Below are 16,889 nucleotides of genomic sequence, written 5' to 3'. Positions count from 1 at the left end.
CCCCCGCCCGGGGGCGCCATCGGTACGGCCACGGGGGCGGGCGCGAGGCTGGACACGGGTGACGTTCCAGGCGTCATCACCCGGAGATGGGCCTGGCCGGACATCGCCATCAGCCCATCGACCAGTCGTTTTGTGGTGCGCACCGTGGGTAACCGAGCAGCATGGCTAAGGGCGACAGATTCCACAAGGGCGACCACGTCTCGTGGGCCAGCCACTCCGGTCGGGCGTACGGGACCGTCAAGGAGGAAATCACCGAACGCGTGAAGGTCCGGGGGCACCCGGTCAACGCGTCACTGGAGCATCCGCAGTACCGGATCCGCAACGACGACTCCGGTAGGGATGTCGCGCACCGGCCGGAGGCGCTACGTCGTGAGCAGGAGTGACGAGGGCCGGGACACCTTGGTGAACAGCGGGGCGGGCACCCTTCGGCCCGCTGCAGTTGGTCAGGGGTAGCCGCGTCGTCGGTAGTGGCAGGTTCGGGCTTGGTGTCGGCGGCGTCCGCGCCATCGGGACCAGGCCCAGACCTGTGTGTCGCACTGCGGCTGCGATGAGTCATCAGGCCCTGGCCCGGGCTGGCTCCCCCTTTGTGGTCGGCGATCGGGCCATGGACAGCCAGGCGTGGGCGGCCGTCGCGGGGGTGATGTGGGCGTACCAGGCTCTGCGGTCACGGATCTGGTACCTGTCGAGGCCAGCGTCGTTCTTGGCCTGCTGGAAGCTCGATCGCCCAGGCAGCGGATGGTCGCGCTGGCATCATAGTCAAATCATTTGTATATTCAGCCGCGTGACAGGCCCGATGCGCGAACCCACGTTCTGGATCCTGACCGCCCTGGTAGACCGACCCAGACACGGATACGGGGTCATGCAGCAGGTCACGAAGCTCACCGACGGAGAGACGCGGCTACTGCCCGCGACGCTCTACGCCGCGCTGGACCGGCTGACGGCAGAGGGTCTGGTCGAGGTCGACCGAGAGGAGGCGGTCGGCGGGCGGCTACGCCGCTACTACCGACTCACCGACCAAGGCGGTGCCGCGTTGACCACGGAGACGCAACGGCTCAACCGCAACGTCGAGACCGCGACCCGCCTGCTCAACGCCCTGCGCCCACCCACCGGGCCCGCCACGGTGACGTTCGGATGAGCACGAGCCGGCCCCCGCGTTACCGGCGCTACCGCCTCCTCGCCCGGACCTATCCACCGGGCCCCCGGCGGGCGGAACTGCTGGACACCATGCTCATGGTCGCCGAGGAGACGGGCCGCCGTCGACCGACCGTCCGTGAGGTCATCGACGTGCTCCGCCACGCACCACGGGCCCGGCTGGGACGACCGGGCAGTCGCATGGTGGTCCCCGTCGCCGTCGTCGTCGCCATCCTCAGCGGCTTCGTGACCGCCTCGCTGACCGCCCGCCTCCTCGGCGAGACCGACCGGCCACTGCCCACCACGGCGGAGATGACCGACATCGCCGAGTTGGTCACGCCGGGCGTCGGCGTCGCCCCGTTGCAACGGCACGACCGGGTCTTCGTCAACGGCAACGGCGAGGCACAGTTCGGTCATGTCCGCTACCAGGTCGACCACGCCGCCCCGATACCCGATCTCCGCGCGTACGACGCCGAGGTCGCGGACCGGCTGACCGCTGCCGGCTGGCGGCTCGGCCCGACCTCCTACTCCGGCCACCACGATCTACGCCTGGCCGAGACCCTGACCGCCGCTAAGGACGGCTGGCTGCTGACCTTCAGCAACACCTACCACTCGCTCGAACCGGCCTCGGGGGGCTGGTTCGAGGTCTCGGTCCGCCGGGTCGAGCCGGCCACCTTGCCGGTCGGCTTCGCGGCCGGCGGAGTGCTCGGCATGGTGTTGGGCTGGTTCCTCACCGGCTGGGCGAGCCGCCGGTCCGAGCCGAACGCGACGGCCAGCACCACCCTGGCCCTGCTTGCCATCGTGGCCGCCGGCAACTCCGCATTCCTGATCGTCTACGTTCTTCGGGACTATCTCGCCGTCGTCGACCGTGGGTTCGCCGTCAACGAGGGACCGATCTGGTCGTGGACCGTCGTCGGCGACGAGGGTCTCCTCCTGCTCGCCCCGGCGATCCTCGCAGTTCTGATCGCGGGGGTCGTCCTCGCGCTCTGTCGCCGACCCCACGGCCGACGATCCGCCCGCAGGTCCGTGCCCGCGCCCGTCGGCTGGACGGTGGTCACCGCCACGTTCGGCCTGGCGGTGATCAGCACCTGCGCCGGGATGGGAAACCTCGGCTGCAACCTCTTCGTCGCCGCCCTGCTTATGGCGATCGCGTTGAAGGTGCACCTGGCGGGAACCGGGCTGGCCGCCGCGCCGGCCACACGCGACCCGGGATCCGAGTCCCCAGACGACCAACCGGGCCTGGCAACCTAATACCGCAACGACACTGAGCGAGTCGAGTGCTGCTCGTGTTCGTTGGTCAGCCTGTCGTTGGCATGCGGAGTTGGATCGGCTCCTTGCCCGTCAACCCGGTCGGCGCGGCCAACTCCTCATGCGTCCGAGTCGTCAGGCGGCCGGCAGCGACGACTTTCCACCGGACCAGCTCACCGCACCCCTTGATCCGAATGCGCGTCACCGCAATCCGACCAACAGGAACATCGCCTGATATCAATAGAGCGTGGCGAACTACCGCACTCGTGACGGATGCGAGGTCGATCTTGGAGACCACGTCTGGGCACAGTACGGCCTAGGCCCGTTCACCACCGCCAGGTCCAGATCCCTTCCCAACAGGCTGGATCTTCTTGGTCAACCCGACGGAAGAGCATCTCACTCACGCCCCCGAGCACATCGCGTTGTACTACTGCGCCACCAGACCAGTCCGCCCCTGGGAACGCTGAGTCTCCAGGCAGCGAACCCTCGCTGAGATCAGCTCAGCAGACACGGAGGAACACATGAAGCTCGTCAGGACCACCGTCGCAACCGTCACCGTTGCCGCCGCGATGATGGCCGGAGCGTTGGTCGCGGCGACCCCGGCGTACGCGGCCACCTACGGGGGCGAGTGCGGTTCCGGCTACGGCGTCGTGAACTCCGCCGCGATCGGCTCCAAGGGAACCGTATTCCTCACCTACAGTGCAGCCACGGGCCGTAACTGCGTGGTCGCCAAGCGGAACACCGCCGGCTCGCCGGTACTCATCGAGGCGGGCCTCGCGATCCACCCGGTCGGAAGCCACTGGACGGCCTACGAGGGCGACCACTTCCGGTCGTACGCCGGTCCGATCTACCTGCAGGCGGCTGGCAGGTGCGTCGACTGGATGGGCCGCATCAGCGGCACCCAGGGCGGCAAGCGCGGCACCAACTGCGGCTGACGCCGTCCGCAGGACCAGGCAGGTGAGCCACTGGCCCATCGTGCGGCCCGGCCGAGATGCCACCGCTGACCAGTGCTGGCGTCTTCCCACTGTTTGCTACGGCCGGGCCGTCCGGTTCGTCGTTGACGGCCAGATCCGCGGGCTGCCGCCGCGGGCTCATATTCACGGCCAACCGCGCTGAAGCGCCGGACATCCCCCGTCGGCGGAAGCCCGCTCCAGCCGGGATGCCGGGCTGCCTGCACCGCGGTATGTGTTCAGCAGCCCGGCCACTGGGCTCGGGGAAGTCTGCCTTCACACGCCGGTGCCTTGTCGGCTCCGGTGGGGCCTCGGCCAGACAAGGTGCTACGCCGCCGGCGGGTTCCTCTCAGGTCGGCCACCAAGCAGGTTGCCGACCTCGGACAGGCGGGCGCCGGTGTTGCGGTAAGGCCGGGTCAGCGTTTCGTCGCGGCCGGGCCACCATCGTGCACACCGTGTGGTCCCCACCTGGTCCCGGGCGCTGACACGCTCAGCGACCCCAGCACGGGTTAGGACGTGTGGACATGGGGACAAGTTGTTCGACAGCGACCTGCCTTGACCGGCATCGCCGTGCCGGCAGCCACGCCTAGAAGCTGACCGCTATTGGCCTTCTCGGCATCCGCATCATCGGTCACGGGCGACCGAGGGCTTGTGAGATCAAGTTGCGAACCAACGGATTACCTGCATGCACCCGCGTCTAGCAGTGGAAACGGCTCTCGACATCTCACACCGCACCCTGACGCCGAAGAGCGACCATATCCCGTCGGAGCAAGCCCCCGGCGACCACGATTCCGGTACCGGTTCCTAACAAGGCAAGTACGTGGATCATCGAGAACGGACGCATCCGGTTCCGGACAACGTCACTCGGATCGCTGGTCGAGTACTCAACCTCCATCCGGTCGCCTTTGCCAGGACATGAGGTGCCACAGTAGATCCACGCCTGATGACGGTCCCCGTCGACGAAATATTCGACCTCTGCTTCACCGGTTCGCCCTGGAACCACCTTCAAAACGTGGGCGTCAACGACCTCGCCGTCCTTGAACGTCCCGTCGCGAAACCAGAACGTGCCCAGGACTGACGATCCCGCCACCAGGAAGAGCATCCCCAATATGGCAATCGCAGCAACGAGCACTCTTGCCCGACGGTCACTGACGTCACCCGCCACTCTTGACTCCTCGTTCACCGCCCGAGCGGGCCGCCGGTTGTCACCGTCCAGCGACACCCTGCCCACCGCCACGCTACTACTCTTAACAGGTGCAATAGACGTGGGCACGCTTCAATCCGCGGGCACCGAAGTGCGCTGGCTGGGATCAAGGATCTCCTTGTCGGGCAGTCGTGGACCGTCCGGAGAGGCTGGTAGCCCTTTTGGTGCCCGGCGAGGTGGCCTGCCCCGGCCGATCTCTGAGGAGGACCAGGGTTCGGGACAAAGCCGCGAGGCTTCAGGGGCTGGTCGTTCCGAAGCGTGGCCGGCCGTCCGGCCGATACCGGCCGGAGGCCGCCAGCAGGCCGGGGCCGAGCCGCACGGCCCGCTTTTGCGGGCCGCCTTGACGATGCGTAGAGAGCAATTCGGCAGGTAACAGGGCTGGCCACATGGCTAGACCAGCGGTCAAGGAGCACCAGCCAGCTCTAGCTTGACTGATCGTGGTCCCTAGAACGGCGGAAGGGCCGACCCGATCTCCGTATCAGCCCTCTGACCTGCGTCGGGACGGCCGGATTCGAACCGACACCCCTTGACCCCCAGGCCATTGGCGTTAGTGTTTCAGCACGTCAGACACGGTATGCATACGGTCAGGGCGTGCGATCCGAGACGTGCCGTCTACCATCGTGCACAGCGTGTGGTCCCCGTTAGGTCCCCAAGCCACGGTGGTCGGCAGTCTCAGCCCTCATCCTTCCGGAACCTGCTAGCTTCGCGGCGATGTTGACGAGCGAGGCAGGGAGCCGATTGTGGCCGGTGGCGAGTTCGATGCGATTCCCGAGCGGGAAGTCGTCGCACTGGCCGGCGCCGAGGCACGGGTCTATCGGACGCCGTCCGCGACCTACGTGCTGGGCCGGGATGCGTTCGTCGCAGTCGTCGAACCCGGTGACCGGCCGGACGGCACCGGCGTGCAGGATCGCCAACTACTCAAACTCACGGGTCCGTTCCCGGATGAAGTCAACACGTTCCTCCTCCAAGACCTGGTCCACCAGGGACCGCACAGTCCGGCCACACGGACCGCACTGCTCGGATTCGTGCGCGTCGAGGACGGCTGCATGCCGCTTGGTTCCATCGCCCACGGCGGCGGCGGTATTTATGACCCTGACGAGGAAAGGCTTGTCGAGTACCGGCTCTACCTGAGACACGCACTGCCGTTTGAGGCGCTGGACCGGGCACGGCCGCTGCTGCCCTCGCCGCCGCCTCCGTCAACGACATGGCTGGACCTCGTGCCGGGCGACCCGGTCGTAGCGACCCGCGAGTTCATCACCGGCTGGTACGCCGATGTGCCATCGAACAAACACGTCGTGCTGCCGCGATCGATTCCCGCCGCCCTCGCTTCGTTCTATGCCGCGGCGGCCGGACGCGATGAAGTGCTCGGTCGGCAGGATCGGCTGTTCCCGCCGTACAGATTGCATCCAGGCGAGGACGGCTGGCTGGAGTTCGGCGAAGAGAACCAGGGCGGCTTCGTCCTCGCACTCGACCCGACTAGGCCCGATCCAGCAGTGTTCTACCGGTACTGGAAAGACGAACCGATCGTCGACCCCCATCCGCTGACCACGTTCCTCCTGCTGTTCGCGGTGTACGAAGCATCATTCGCCGGCCCGTACCTTGCCACCGCCGACCTCACCACAGAGGAGGCGCTGCGACTTACGAGCGGGCTCCGACGAGTGCCGCTGCGGGACCGATGGTTTCCCCCGGGCGATACCGAGTTCCATGTCGGCAACGGCCTCGTCGTGCAGCTCGCCCCGAACGATGACGCCACCTGGTGCACGTACACCAGCGCCCGGCATCGCGCCCACCTGCAACCGCTCCGCCATCTCGACATCGCGTGGAAGACCTTTGAGGGGTGACCACCGACGGTCGCGATTCCAGTCTTAACCACCGGTCAAGGAGCGCTACCGGGCGGCGCACTTGACCGGCGTGGTCCCCAGAGCGCCGAAAAGGGCCGACCCGATATCCGGGTCAGCCCTCTGACCTGCGTCGGGACGGCCGGATTCGAACCGACGACCCCTTGACCCCCAGTCAAGTGCGCTACCAAGCTGCGCCACGTCCCGTTGCTGTCGCATGGTCCCCCTTGCGGCAGCCGGTACAGCGTAGCGCAGACCTTTCGGCGGCGCGCATCCGTATCCCCCTCCCGCGCGTCACCCCGCCCACCGCACACCCCCTAGACCATCCTAGGAGGCTAGGTATCAACGAAAGAGCCTGATCAAGGATCCTGACCCCAGGCACACCGGAGACACGCCCGCCCTGGTCCCTGATCACGCGGATCAAGGGCCAGGGCGGTGGGCAAAAGGCGAAAGAGCGTCAGCCGTGGGCTTTGCCTCGGCCGCCGGGGCCCAGGCGCTTGCGGGGGCGTACGGAGACCTCCACCGGACTGCCGGCGAAGCCGAACTCCTCGCGCAGCTTGCGCTCGACGAACCTCTGGTAGCCGGCGTCCAGCGGCCCCGTGGTGAACAACACGAACCGCGGCGGCGCCACCCCGGCCTGGGTCGCGAAGAGGATCCGGGGTGCCCGGCCGCCTCGCACCGGGTGCGGGGTCGCCTGCACCAGCGCGGTCAGCCACTGGTTGAGCTGCCCGGTCGGTACCCGGGTCTCCCAGCTCTCCAGCGCGGTACGCAGGGCGGGAGCGAGCTTCTCGACGGCCCGTCCGGTCTTCGCCGAGATGTTCACCCGGATCGCCCACGGGATCCGCTTCAGTTCCCGGTCGATCTCCTTGTCGAGGTAGTAGCGCCGGTCGGCGTCGACCAGGTCCCACTTGTTGAAGGCGATCACCAGGGCCCGGCCGGCCTCGATCACCATCGTCAGGATCCGCTGGTCCTGCTCGCTGATCGGTTCGGCGGCGTCGAGGAGTACGACGGCGACCTCGGCCGCCTCGATGGCGCCCGCGGTCCGCAGGCTGGCGTAGTACTCGGTGCCGCTGGCCTGGCTCACCCGCTTGCGCAGCCCGGCGGTGTCGACGAACTGCCACGGCTGGCCGCCCATCTCGACCAGGCTGTCGACCGGGTCGACGGTGGTGCCGGCGACCGAGTCGACGACCGCCCGCTCCTCGCGCGACACCCGGTTGAGCAGGCTCGACTTGCCGACGTTCGGTCGGCCGACGAGGGCGACCCGGCGCGGGCCGCGTACGCCGGGCTCGCTGACCGGTGGCGCCTCCGGCATCGCCTTGATGATCGCGTCGAGCAGGTCTCCGGAGCCGCGGCCGTGCAGGGCCGACACCGGGTGTGGTTCGCCGAGTCCGAGCGACCACAGCGACGTCGCCTCGACCTCCAGGGCCGAGTTGTCGACCTTGTTGGCGACCAGCAGCACCGGCTTGGCGCTGCGGCGCAGCATCCGTACGGCGGCCTCGTCGACGTCGGTGGAGCCGACGACGGCGTCGACGACGAAGACGACGACGTCGGCGGTGCCGATCGCGATCTCGGCCTGCGCGGCGATCGCGGCGGCCCGGTCCTTGGCGTCGGGTTCCCAGCCGCCGGTGTCGACCACCGTGAACTGGCGGCCGATCCACTGGGCGTCGTACGGCACCCGGTCGCGGGTCACCCCGGGGGTGTCCTCGACGACCGCCTGCCGCCGTCCGATGATCCGGTTGACCAGGGTCGACTTGCCGACGTTCGGCCGTCCCACCACGGCGACGACCGGAACGGGACCGGTCGGCTCACCGGTGTCGGCCTCGGACTCCTCCTCCAGCTCTACCCACTCGTCCCACTCGTCCCGGTCGGTCACCTGAGCCCACCCATACCCTCGCTCCATCCTCCTGCGGCGGCACACACCGCGAAACCGCTCACAGCGACACCTTGGTGGCCACGAGCTGCCGCAGGTAGGCGACGACCTCGTCGATGCCCATCTCGGTGGTGTCCAGTTCCACCGCGTCCACCGACTGCCGTAGCGGGTCGGCGACCCGGGTGGAGTCGAGCCGGTCCCGGCGGGCCAGGTCGGCGGCGGTGGCGTCGACGTCGGTGGCGTACTCGGCGCTGCGTCGCCGCGCGCGGGCGTCGGCGGACGCGGTCAGGTAGACCTTCAGCTCGGCGTCGGGAGCGACCACCGCGGCGATGTCCCGGCCCTCGACGACGATCCAGCCGGCCGCCGCGATGATCTCCCGTTGGCGGGCGACCATGAGCTTGCGGACGGCGGGTACGGCGGACACCGCGGAGACCGCGGCGGTGACCTCCGGGCCCCGGATGTCGGTCTCGACCGGGGTGTCGTCGACGCGTACGCGCGCCACGTGCGGGTCGGTCCCGATCTCGAGGTCGAGTTCGGCGGCCACCTTCGCCACCGAGTCGGCGTCCTGCGGGTCGACGTCGCTGCGCAGCACCGCCCAGGTGACCGCCCGGTACATCGCGCCGGTGTCGAGGTAGCGGGCGCCGAGCGCGTCCGCCAGCCGGCGGGAGACGGTGGACTTACCCGAACCGGACGGCCCGTCCAGGGCGATCACACATCGCCCGGCCCGTACCTTTTCCGCCACCGTTCCTCCTAGCCGGTCTCGATATCCACGGACTCACCGGTTCCGACACCCACGGACTGCCCGTTTCCCTGGTCCATCATGCCCCGGTACGCCGAACGCACCGACGCCGGCCACCGGCAACCGGTGGCCGGGCCGGCGCCGCGGGCCGGCCGGAAGGCGTCGCCGCACGTCAGCGGGCACGGCGGGGCCCCGCCTGCGGGCGGGGTGGGCGAAGGTCAGTCGTCGACGGCCTTGAAGAGGGCGGCGACCTCGGCGTTGGTGAGCCGGCGGTTGCGGCCGGGTCGCAGGTCGCCGAGGCGGATCGGGCCGATCGAGGTGCGGATCAGCCGGGACACCGGGTGGCCGACCTCGTCCAGCAGCCGCCGCACGATGTGCTTGCGGCCCTCGTGCAGGGTCACCTCGACCTGGGCGGTGCGGCCGAGGCTGTCGACGACCCGGAACGCGTCGAGCCGCGCCGGCCCGTCCGACAGCTCCACGCCGGCCATGAGCCGCTTGCCGAGGTTCTTCGGCACCGGGCCGGCCACCTCGCACAGGTAGGTCTTCTGCACCCCGTACGACGGGTGCATGAGCTTGTTGGCCAGGGTGCCGTCGTTGGTGAGCAGCAGCAGGCCCTCGCTGTCGGCGTCGAGCCGCCCGACGTGGTAGACCCGCTCCTCGACCCGGTCGAGGAAGTCGGCGAGCGCGGTGCGGCCCTTCTCGTCGTCCATGGTCGAGACGACGCCGCGGGGCTTGTTCAGCGCCAGGTAGACCAGCCGGGTGTCGGTGATCAGACGTTCGCCGTCGACGCGGATCTCGGCGACCCTGGGGTCGGCCTTGTCGCCGAGTTGCGCGACCCGCCCGTCGACGGTGACCCGGCGGCGGAAGATCAGGTCTTCGCAGGCGCGGCGGGATCCCACCCCGGCGGCGGCGAGCACCTTCTGGAGGCGTTCGGGGCCGCGGGTCTCATCGCTGGGCATCGGCTATCTCTTCCACGTCGTCGGGCAGGAACGGGGCGAGCGGCGGCAGTTGGTCGACCGTGTCGAGTCCCAGTTTCTCCAGGAACAGCACGGTCGTCCGGTAGAGGAACGCCCCGGTTTCGGACTCGGTGCCGCATTCCTCGACGAGTCCGCGTGTCACCAGGGTACGGAGCACCCCGTCACAGTTGACACCCCGGATGGCGGAGATCCGCGACCGGGTCACCGGCTGCTTGTAGGCGACCACGGCGAGGGTCTCCAGCGCGGCCTGGGTGAGCCGGACGGACTGCCCGTCGAGGACGAACCGTTCGACGTAGGCGGCGTATTCCGGCCGGGTGTAGAGCCGCCAGCCGCCGGCGGCGCGGCGCAGTTCGAAGCCGTGTCCGGCGGCGGTGTAGTCGGCCGAGATCCGTTCCAGGGTCGCGGTGACCCGGGCGGTCGGCTGCTCCAGCACCTGGGCGAGGACGACGTCGGCGACCGGCTGGTCGACGACCAGCAGGATCGCCTCCAGGGCGCCGCGCAGCTCGGCGTCGTCGGCCAGGGCCGGCAGTTCGGGTTCGGGTCGCCGGTCGCGCGCCGCGGTCCGGTTGCCCTTCCTTCCCGGTACGGGCACCGCCGGCTCCGGTCCGGCGGCCGGTTGCGCCGGCGGGCCGGAGCCGTTGGGCTCGCCGGCCGTCGCGGCGTCCCCGCCCGTGGGGTCGGTCGGCTCGGGTTCCCCGGCCGGTGGCGGGTCCTCGGCGGCGGGCCGGTCCCGCACGGCCGGCGGGGTGGGCTCGTCCGGTACGGCGGGCTCGTCCCGGACCGCCGGTGCGGCGGGTCCGGTCGCCTCGGTCGGTCCGCTCGACTCGACCGGTTCACTCGGCTCGGTCGACGGCTCGACCGGTTCGGCGGGCGTCGTCGCGGTGCCGGTGGTCGGGTCGGCGTCGACGTCGGTGACCGGGCCCACACCGGGGAGCGGTTCCGCGGGCTCGCCGGCCGGTGCCGCACCGTCCGGCCCGGCGCCGGAGACGTCGACGGAGACCGTCCCGGCCGGAGCCCGGTCGTCCGGGCCGGAGTCGGCGGAAGCCTGGTCGTCTGGCCCGTGGTCGGCCGGAGCCTGGTCGTCCGGCCCGGGGTCGGCTTCAGCCGGGTCGGCCTGCTCGTCGGGCTTGTGGGGGGCGGCGGTCCGTTCCCACGGCGGCACCCACGCCGCCGCCTGTTCGGCCAGTGACTCCCGGCGCTCGTCGCCGTTCACCGTGCCTCCTCCCCGTCCCGCCCATCGGCGCCGGCCGGCTCCGGGGCGCCGCCCGCGGTCGGGCCGTCCTCGGCGGCCGGGGTGCCGGCGTACTCGTCGATGTCCAGTTCGGCGCCGGCGTCCTGGCCGCCGTTCCACCGCACGGTCAGCTCCCCCAGCGCCTGCACCTGGGTGAAGTCGACCAGGCCCTCGCGGTAGAGCTCCAGCAGGGCCAGGAACCTCGCCACCACCTCCAGCGTCGACTCGCAGTCGGCGCAGAGCACGTCGAAGGTGGCGGTGCCGGCCCGTCGCAGCCGGTCGCGCAGGATCGCGGCGTGTTCGCGGACGCTGACCCGGACCTGGTGGATGTGCGCGATCGACACCACCGGCACCGGTTTCGGTGTCATCGCCTTGACGGCGAGTTTCAGCAGCCGCTGCGGGCCGACGCCGAGGACGAGTTCGGGCAGCGCCTGGGCGTACCGGTCCTCGAGGGTGACCGCCCGCGGGTAGCGGCGGGCGCCGACCGCCTCGAGTTCGGCGATGTGCGCGGCGGCCTCCTTGAACGCCTTGTACTGCAGCAGCCGGGCGAAGAGCAGGTCGCGCGCCTCGAGCAGGGCGAGGTCCTCCTCGTTCTCGACGTCGGCGGCGGGCAGCAGCCGGGCCGCCTTCAGGTCGAGGAGGGTCGCGGCGACCAGCAGGAACTCGCTGGCCTCGTCGAGGTCCCATTCGTCGCCCATCGCCCGGATGTAGGCGATGAACTCGTCGGTGACCCGGTGCAGGGCGACCTCGGTGACGTCGAGCTTGTGTTTGCCGATGAGTTGCAGCAGCAGGTCGAACGGGCCGGTGAAGTTCTCCAGCCGTACCGTGAACCCGGTGCCGGCCTCGTCGCCGCCCGGCCCGGCCGTCGGGTCGCTGCCCGGCGGTGCTGCGGGTACGGCGTCGGGGGCGGTCACCTGCTGACCGTAGTGCACTGTGATCGGGGCCTCCGCTGCGGTCAACGGGCGGACTGCTGCGCGATCACCTCGCGGGCCAGTTGCCGGTAGTTGCGCGCTCCGGACGAGGCCGGGTCGAGCGTGGTGATCGGGGCGCCGGCGACGGTGGACTCGGGGAACTTGACGGTCTTGGTGATGACGGTCTGGTAGACCTTGTCACCGAACGCCTCCACGACGCGTTGCAGCACCTGCCGGCAGTGGGTGGTGCGGCTGTCGTACATGGTGGCGAGGATGCCTTCGAGTTCGAGGTCGAAGTTGAGCCGTTCGCGCACCTTGTCGATGGTGTCCAGCAGCAGCGCGACCCCGCGCAGGCTGAAGAACTCGCATTCCAGCGGGATCAGCACGCCGTTGGCGACGGTGAGCGCGTTGATGGCGAGCAGGCCCAGCGACGGCTGGCAGTCGATGAGGATGTAGTCGTATTCCTTGCGGATGGTGCGCAGCACCCGGGCCAGCGCCATCTCGCGGGCGACCTCGTTGACGAGCTGTATCTCCGCCGCCGACAGGTCGATGTTGGCCGGCAGGAGGTGCAGGCCGGCCACGTCGGTCTTGATCAGGACGTCCTCGGCGGTGACGTCGTCCTGCATCAGCAGGTTGTAGACCGACAGGTCGAGGTTGTGCGGGTTGACGCCGAGACCGACGGAGAGGGCTCCCTGCGGGTCGAAGTCGACGAGCAGGACCTTGCGGCCGTATTCGGCCAGCGCGGCGCCCAGGTTGATCGTCGTCGTGGTCTTGCCGACGCCGCCCTTCTGGTTGGCCATCGCGATGATGCGGGCTGGGCCGTGCCGGTCGGTGGGCATCGGTTCGGGGATGGGCTTGCGCATCGTGTAGGCGGCCGGGTCGGCGGGGCCGAGTTCGGCGCCGAGGTCCAGGCCGGCCTGCTGTTCGCGGAGGCTGGAGGTCCACGCCTCGGCCCGGTCACCGTTGCCAGCCATTGAACGTCACGCCCCCTCCCGACGACCGCCGCGCGCCGGACCCGACCGGAGCCTTGGAACACCCCGCTGCCGTGGCCGCACCCCCGGGTCCGGTGCCACCGTCGTTCCGGTGTCACCTGCGTACCGGTGGTGACCTTCACGGCGTGGCGAGCCTCCCGTTGCCACCGCCGGCGACGCTCGCGCCGCCTGCGACTGTACGCCACGTCCGGGGACCTCCGCCGGCACCGGGTCGGCGTGTCGACACTCCGGTGAAACGGGTCCGGCCCGTGGTCACCGGGCGGATCGGGCCGGTGGTCACCCGCGGGCGCGGGGGTGGGAAGTGGCGTACACCTCACGGAGCCGGTCGACGGTCACCAGGGTGTAGACCTGGGTGGTGGTCACCGAGGCGTGGCCGAGCAGTTCCTGCACGACCCGTACGTCGGCGCCGCCGTCGAGCAGGTGCGTGGCGTACGAGTGACGCAGGGTGTGCGGCGACACCGCCCGGGCCCCCTCGACGGGCAGATCGGCACGTTGCGCGGCCCGGCGCAGGATGGTCCAGGCGCTCTGCCGCGACAGCGGCCCGCCCCGGGCGTTGAGGAAGACCGCCGGGGTGCCCCGGCCGGCGGCGACCAGGCCGGGCCGGGCCCGGACCAGGTAGGCGTGCAGGGCGGCGACGGCGTAGCCGCCGATCGGCACCAGCCGGGTCCGGCCGCCCTTGCCGTGCAGGGTGGCGGTGCCGGCCGGCAGGTCGAGGTCGTCGACGGCGGCACCGACCGCCTCGGAGATCCGCGCGCCGGTGCCGTACAGGAACTCCAGCAGGGCCCGGTCGCGCAGGCCGAGCGGGGCGGCGTCGGCGGCGGTGCCGTCCGGGCCGGCGGCCTCCAGCAGGGCGACCACCTCGGTGACGTCGAGCGCCTTCGGCAGCCGGCGCGGCGGTGCCGGTGGGCGTACGTCGCGGCTGGCGTCGTGGCCGACGAGTCCCTCGCGTACGGCGAAGCGGTGCAGCCCGCGTACGGCGCTGGCGGCCCGGGCGGCGGAGGCGGCCGACAGCGGCGGGTGGTCGGTGTCGCCCTCGCGCAGCCGGGCGACATGCGCGGCGACCTGGGCCGGCCCGATCGCGGCGAGGTCGTCGACGCCGTCGGCCGCCAGCGTGTCGAGGTAGCGGTCCAGGTCCCGCCGGTAAGAGGTGAGGGTGTTCGCCGACAGGCCGCGCTCGACGGTCAGGTGGTCGAGATAGGTGCGGACCGCACGCCGCAGGGCCGGTGCCGGGACTGGCCGGTCACCGGCCTGGGCGGCCGTGGTCGACGCCGTCAGGCGAGCACCTCCGCGAGCGGCAGGGTGGTCATGCCGTGGGCCTCGGCGACCGGGCCGTAGGTGACCTGGCCGTCGTGGGTGTTCAGGCCCAGGGCGAGGGCGGGGTCGCGGCGCAACGCGTCGCGCCAGCCGCGGTTGGCCAGTTCCAGCGCGTACGGCAGGGTGACGTTGGTCAGCGCGTACGTGCTGGTGTGTGGGACGGCGCCGGGCATGTTGGCCACGCAGTAGAACAGCGAGTCGTGGACCTTGTAGACCGGGTCGGCGTGGGTGGTGGGGCGGGAGTCCTCGAAGCAGCCGCCCTGGTCGATGGAGATGTCGACCAGTACGCTGCCGGGCTTCATCCGGGACACCAGCTCGTTGGAGATCAGGGTCGGGGCCTTGGCGCCGGGCACCAGGACCGCGCCGATGACCAGGTCGGCGTCGATGACGGCCCGCTCGATCTCGTACGCGTTGGAGGCGACGGTCTGCAGGTGGCCGCGGTAGTCGGCGTCGGCGTCGCGCAGCCGGGCGATGTTCTTGTCCAGCAGCAGCACCTCGGCCTGCATGCCGAGCGCGATGGCGGCGGCGTTCATGCCGGAGACACCGGCGCCGATGACGACGACCTTGGCCGCGTAGACGCCGGGGACGCCGCCCATGAGCACGCCGCGCCCGCCGCCGGAGCGCATCAGGTGGTACGCCCCGACCTGGGGGGCGAGGCGGCCGGCGACCTCGGACATCGGGGCGAGCAGCGGCAGCGACCGGTCGGGCAGTTCGACGGTCTCGTACGCGATCCCGGTGACCTTCCGGTCGATCAGGGCGTCGGTGCACTCCTTGGAGGCGGCCAGGTGCAGGTAGGTGAACAGCACCTGGCCGGGACGCATCCGGTGGTGCTCCTCGGTGATCGGCTCCTTGACCTTCAGGACCAGTTCGGCGGTCTGCCACACCTCGTCGGCGCTGGGCGCGATGGTCGCGCCGGCGGCGGCGAACTCGTCGTCGGTGATCGACGAGCCGAGGCCGGCGCCGGTCTCGACGTAGACCTGGTGGCCGTTGCGGGTGAACTCGTGGACCCCCGCGGGGGTGATCGCCACGCGGTACTCGTGATTCTTGATCTCGCGCGGGATTCCGACCTTCACAACGCACACCCCTCAATCCGTGCGGCGGACGCGCCTCGTTGCCCGTCTGCGCCGAACCTGACCGCGGCAGTCTAGAACCGATAGCCTGCGCCGGTCGGGCATCAGGCTGGTATCCAACCGCCCCGTCGCCTGACATCTTGTTACCCCGGCCGGGGTGCCGCCACCCGGGCGGCGGGCAACCCGTCGGCAAGCCCTTTGCGGCAGCTCACGGCCGTTCGCGTCGGTCATCCGACATGAACCGTACTGGGATCTTCTTAACAATTCAGGAAACGTGCCGCATTTCCACACTGACACGGAGAGGCTAGATCACTATGCTCCCGCCTCATGACTAACCCTCAATACCCGGGTCAGTACCCCGGCGCGGCCGGCGGCTACTCGGACAAAAGCAAGCTGGTGGCCGGCTTGCTCGGCATCTTCCTCGGCGGCTTCGGCGTCGGGCGGTTCTACATCGGCGACACCAAGACCGGCGTACTCCAGCTCGTCGTCACCCTTATCACCTGCGGTCTCGGCTCGCTCTGGGGCCTCATCGACGGCATCCTCATCCTTGTCAACGGCGGTACCGACGCGCAGGGACGCCCCCTGCGGGACTGACGCGAAACGCCCCCGGGGGTGACGGAGCAACCCGTCGACCCCCGGGGGCGCGAAACCCCCGGCGCGGCTACCGCTCGCCGGCGCCGGCCGTGGGCAACGGCGCGTCGGCCGGCCGCAGCGGCGCCCACCCGGCGTCGCGGGCCCGCGCGGCGGCCAGCAGACCACCCACCGCCGCCGCGTTCGTCAGCGCGCCGGTGAAGACCATCGCCACCGCCTCGTCGAGGTCCACCCGCGCCACCCGCATCGTGGCCTCCTCGCCGTGCCGCTCGTGCCGCTCCCCGTCGGGAACCGGCGTCAGGTCCCGGGCCAGAAAGACCCGGATCATCTCGTTCGAACAGCCCGGCGAGGTGTGCAGGTCGGCGAGCACGTCGATCCGGCCGGCCCGCAGGTCGGCCTCCTCCGCCAGCTCGCGCAGCGCCGCCTCGGGCAGCCCCTCCCCCTGCACGTCGATCAGGCCCGCCGGCAGCTCCCACAGCCGCCGCCGCACCGGATGCCGGTACTGCTCGACCAGCACCACCCTGCCGTCGGCGTCGAGCGCGACCACACCGACCGCGCCGACGTGCCGTACGTAGTCACGGGCCGCGACCCCGCCGCCGGGCATCGTCACCTCGTCGGTGACGACCGAGAACACCGGCCCGTCGAACCGCTCGACGCTGGACCGGACCTCGAAGACGTGCCCGCCGTCCGGCGTGCTCACCTGCCGGCCTTCGCCGGCTTCGCGGCGCCGTTGCGGCCGGCGAACTCCACCGACCCGTCCGCGGCGACGCCGGTGTGCGGGTCGACCGCGCCCGGCACCGCCGGCGGCTCCGATGCCTCGACG

At 70.7% G+C, this 16,889-nt stretch carries 15 protein-coding genes, 1 tRNA gene and 1 pseudogene; 6 read left to right on the top strand and 11 right to left on the bottom strand.

Annotated elements, in window-relative coordinates:
• Positions 1-161 precede the first annotated feature (161 nt).
• The 4 genes from AB0I42_RS05870 to AB0I42_RS05855 all read left to right on the top strand — a co-directional run bounded on the left by AB0I42_RS05870 (position 162) and on the right by AB0I42_RS05855 (position 3,314).
• Positions 162-383, top strand: a complete 222-nt coding sequence (locus AB0I42_RS05870) for a DUF2945 domain-containing protein (RefSeq protein ID WP_357534560.1) — start codon at positions 162-164, stop codon at positions 381-383.
• Positions 384-781: 398 nt separating this feature from the next.
• Positions 782-1,135: a PadR family transcriptional regulator gene (locus tag AB0I42_RS05865; protein ID WP_357534558.1), complete on the top strand. Its 354-nt coding sequence runs from the start codon at positions 782-784 to the stop codon at positions 1,133-1,135.
• Entirely contained in the window at positions 1,132-2,382 is a 1,251-nt protein-coding gene (locus AB0I42_RS05860; RefSeq protein ID WP_357534556.1) for a hypothetical protein, read from the top strand. The genes AB0I42_RS05865 and AB0I42_RS05860 overlap by 4 nt, the downstream gene beginning before the upstream one ends.
• A gap of 518 nt (positions 2,383-2,900) precedes the next feature.
• On the top strand, positions 2,901-3,314 hold the full coding sequence (locus AB0I42_RS05855; RefSeq protein WP_357534555.1) for a spore-associated protein A: 414 nt from the start codon (positions 2,901-2,903) through the stop codon (positions 3,312-3,314).
• A gap of 739 nt (positions 3,315-4,053) precedes the next feature.
• On the opposite strand, the gene AB0I42_RS05850 is transcribed toward AB0I42_RS05855, so the two are convergent.
• Positions 4,054-4,494, bottom strand: a complete 441-nt coding sequence (locus AB0I42_RS05850) for a hypothetical protein (RefSeq protein ID WP_357534554.1) — start codon at positions 4,492-4,494, stop codon at positions 4,054-4,056.
• A 779-nt stretch (positions 4,495-5,273) separates the two neighbouring features.
• On the opposite strand from AB0I42_RS05850, the gene AB0I42_RS05845 reads away from it, so the two are divergent.
• Positions 5,274-6,374 (top strand): hypothetical protein, encoded by a 1,101-nt coding sequence (locus tag AB0I42_RS05845; RefSeq protein WP_357534553.1) that lies wholly within the window; start codon positions 5,274-5,276, stop codon positions 6,372-6,374.
• A gap of 130 nt (positions 6,375-6,504) precedes the next feature.
• Here AB0I42_RS05845 and AB0I42_RS05840 read toward each other — a convergent pair.
• The 9 genes and pseudogenes from AB0I42_RS05840 to ald form a co-directional block, all read right to left on the bottom strand.
• A tRNA-Pro gene (locus AB0I42_RS05840) sits at positions 6,505-6,578 on the bottom strand.
• 250 nt (positions 6,579-6,828) lie between these two features.
• Positions 6,829-8,244 carry a ribosome biogenesis GTPase Der gene (der, locus tag AB0I42_RS05835; RefSeq protein ID WP_357534551.1) on the bottom strand — a complete coding sequence of 472 codons (1,416 nt, stop codon included), beginning with the start codon at positions 8,242-8,244 and terminating at the stop codon, positions 6,829-6,831.
• A gap of 58 nt (positions 8,245-8,302) precedes the next feature.
• The gene (cmk, locus tag AB0I42_RS05830) at positions 8,303-8,983 is read right to left on the bottom strand and encodes a (d)CMP kinase (protein WP_357534549.1); all 681 of its coding nucleotides are present in this window, start codon (positions 8,981-8,983) and stop codon (positions 8,303-8,305) included.
• Positions 8,984-9,198: 215 nt separating this feature from the next.
• Positions 9,199-9,939, bottom strand: a complete 741-nt coding sequence (locus AB0I42_RS05825) for a pseudouridine synthase (RefSeq protein ID WP_357534548.1) — start codon at positions 9,937-9,939, stop codon at positions 9,199-9,201.
• Positions 9,926-10,477: pseudogene (scpB, locus tag AB0I42_RS05820) on the bottom strand (SMC-Scp complex subunit ScpB); the annotation flags it as partial. The pseudogene scpB and the gene AB0I42_RS05825, both read right to left, overlap by 14 nt.
• A gap of 689 nt (positions 10,478-11,166) precedes the next feature.
• Positions 11,167-12,102, bottom strand: a complete 936-nt coding sequence (locus AB0I42_RS05815) for a segregation/condensation protein A (RefSeq protein WP_357534546.1) — start codon at positions 12,100-12,102, stop codon at positions 11,167-11,169.
• Positions 12,103-12,143: 41 nt separating this feature from the next.
• Positions 12,144-13,073, bottom strand: coding sequence for an AAA family ATPase (locus AB0I42_RS05810; protein ID WP_357534544.1), 930 nt, complete (start codon positions 13,071-13,073; stop codon positions 12,144-12,146).
• 294 nt (positions 13,074-13,367) lie between these two features.
• The gene (locus tag AB0I42_RS05805; RefSeq protein ID WP_357534864.1) at positions 13,368-14,366 is read right to left on the bottom strand and encodes a site-specific tyrosine recombinase XerD; all 999 of its coding nucleotides are present in this window, start codon (positions 14,364-14,366) and stop codon (positions 13,368-13,370) included.
• Positions 14,363-15,478, bottom strand: a complete 1,116-nt coding sequence (gene ald, locus AB0I42_RS05800; RefSeq protein WP_357534543.1) for an alanine dehydrogenase — start codon at positions 15,476-15,478, stop codon at positions 14,363-14,365. The genes AB0I42_RS05805 and ald overlap by 4 nt, the downstream gene beginning before the upstream one ends.
• A gap of 324 nt (positions 15,479-15,802) precedes the next feature.
• Here ald and AB0I42_RS05795 point away from each other — a divergent pair, with 324 nt between their 5' ends.
• Positions 15,803-16,069: a TM2 domain-containing protein gene (locus tag AB0I42_RS05795; RefSeq protein ID WP_212817211.1), complete on the top strand. Its 267-nt coding sequence runs from the start codon at positions 15,803-15,805 to the stop codon at positions 16,067-16,069.
• A gap of 67 nt (positions 16,070-16,136) precedes the next feature.
• On the opposite strand, the gene AB0I42_RS05790 is transcribed toward AB0I42_RS05795, so the two are convergent.
• Positions 16,137-16,766 carry an NUDIX hydrolase gene (locus AB0I42_RS05790; RefSeq protein ID WP_357534541.1) on the bottom strand — a complete coding sequence of 210 codons (630 nt, stop codon included), beginning with the start codon at positions 16,764-16,766 and terminating at the stop codon, positions 16,137-16,139.
• Positions 16,767-16,889: the final 123 nt, after the last annotated feature.

Source organism: Polymorphospora sp. NPDC050346 (assembly GCF_040655695.1).
GTDB lineage: Bacteria > Actinomycetota > Actinomycetes > Mycobacteriales > Micromonosporaceae > Polymorphospora > Polymorphospora lycopeni.
Note: the sequence above shows the minus strand (reverse complement) of the source record. Positions and strands in the feature narration are given on the sequence as shown.

What these genes read in the sequence shown, in the direction of transcription:
- AB0I42_RS05870 (WP_357534560.1), top strand. Translation starts at nt 162, where the DNA reads ATGGCTAAGGGCGACAGATTCCACAAGGGCGACCACGTCTCGTGGGCC.
- AB0I42_RS05860 (WP_357534556.1), top strand. Translation starts at nt 1,132, where the DNA reads ATGAGCACGAGCCGGCCCCCGCGTTACCGGCGCTACCGCCTCCTCGCC.
- AB0I42_RS05855 (WP_357534555.1), top strand. Translation starts at nt 2,901, where the DNA reads ATGAAGCTCGTCAGGACCACCGTCGCAACCGTCACCGTTGCCGCCGCG.
- AB0I42_RS05825 (WP_357534548.1), bottom strand. Translation starts at nt 9,939, where the DNA reads ATGCCCAGCGATGAGACCCGCGGCCCCGAACGCCTCCAGAAGGTGCTC.
- AB0I42_RS05810 (WP_357534544.1), bottom strand. Translation starts at nt 13,073, where the DNA reads ATGGCTGGCAACGGTGACCGGGCCGAGGCGTGGACCTCCAGCCTCCGC.
- AB0I42_RS05795 (WP_212817211.1), top strand. Translation starts at nt 15,803, where the DNA reads ATGACTAACCCTCAATACCCGGGTCAGTACCCCGGCGCGGCCGGCGGC.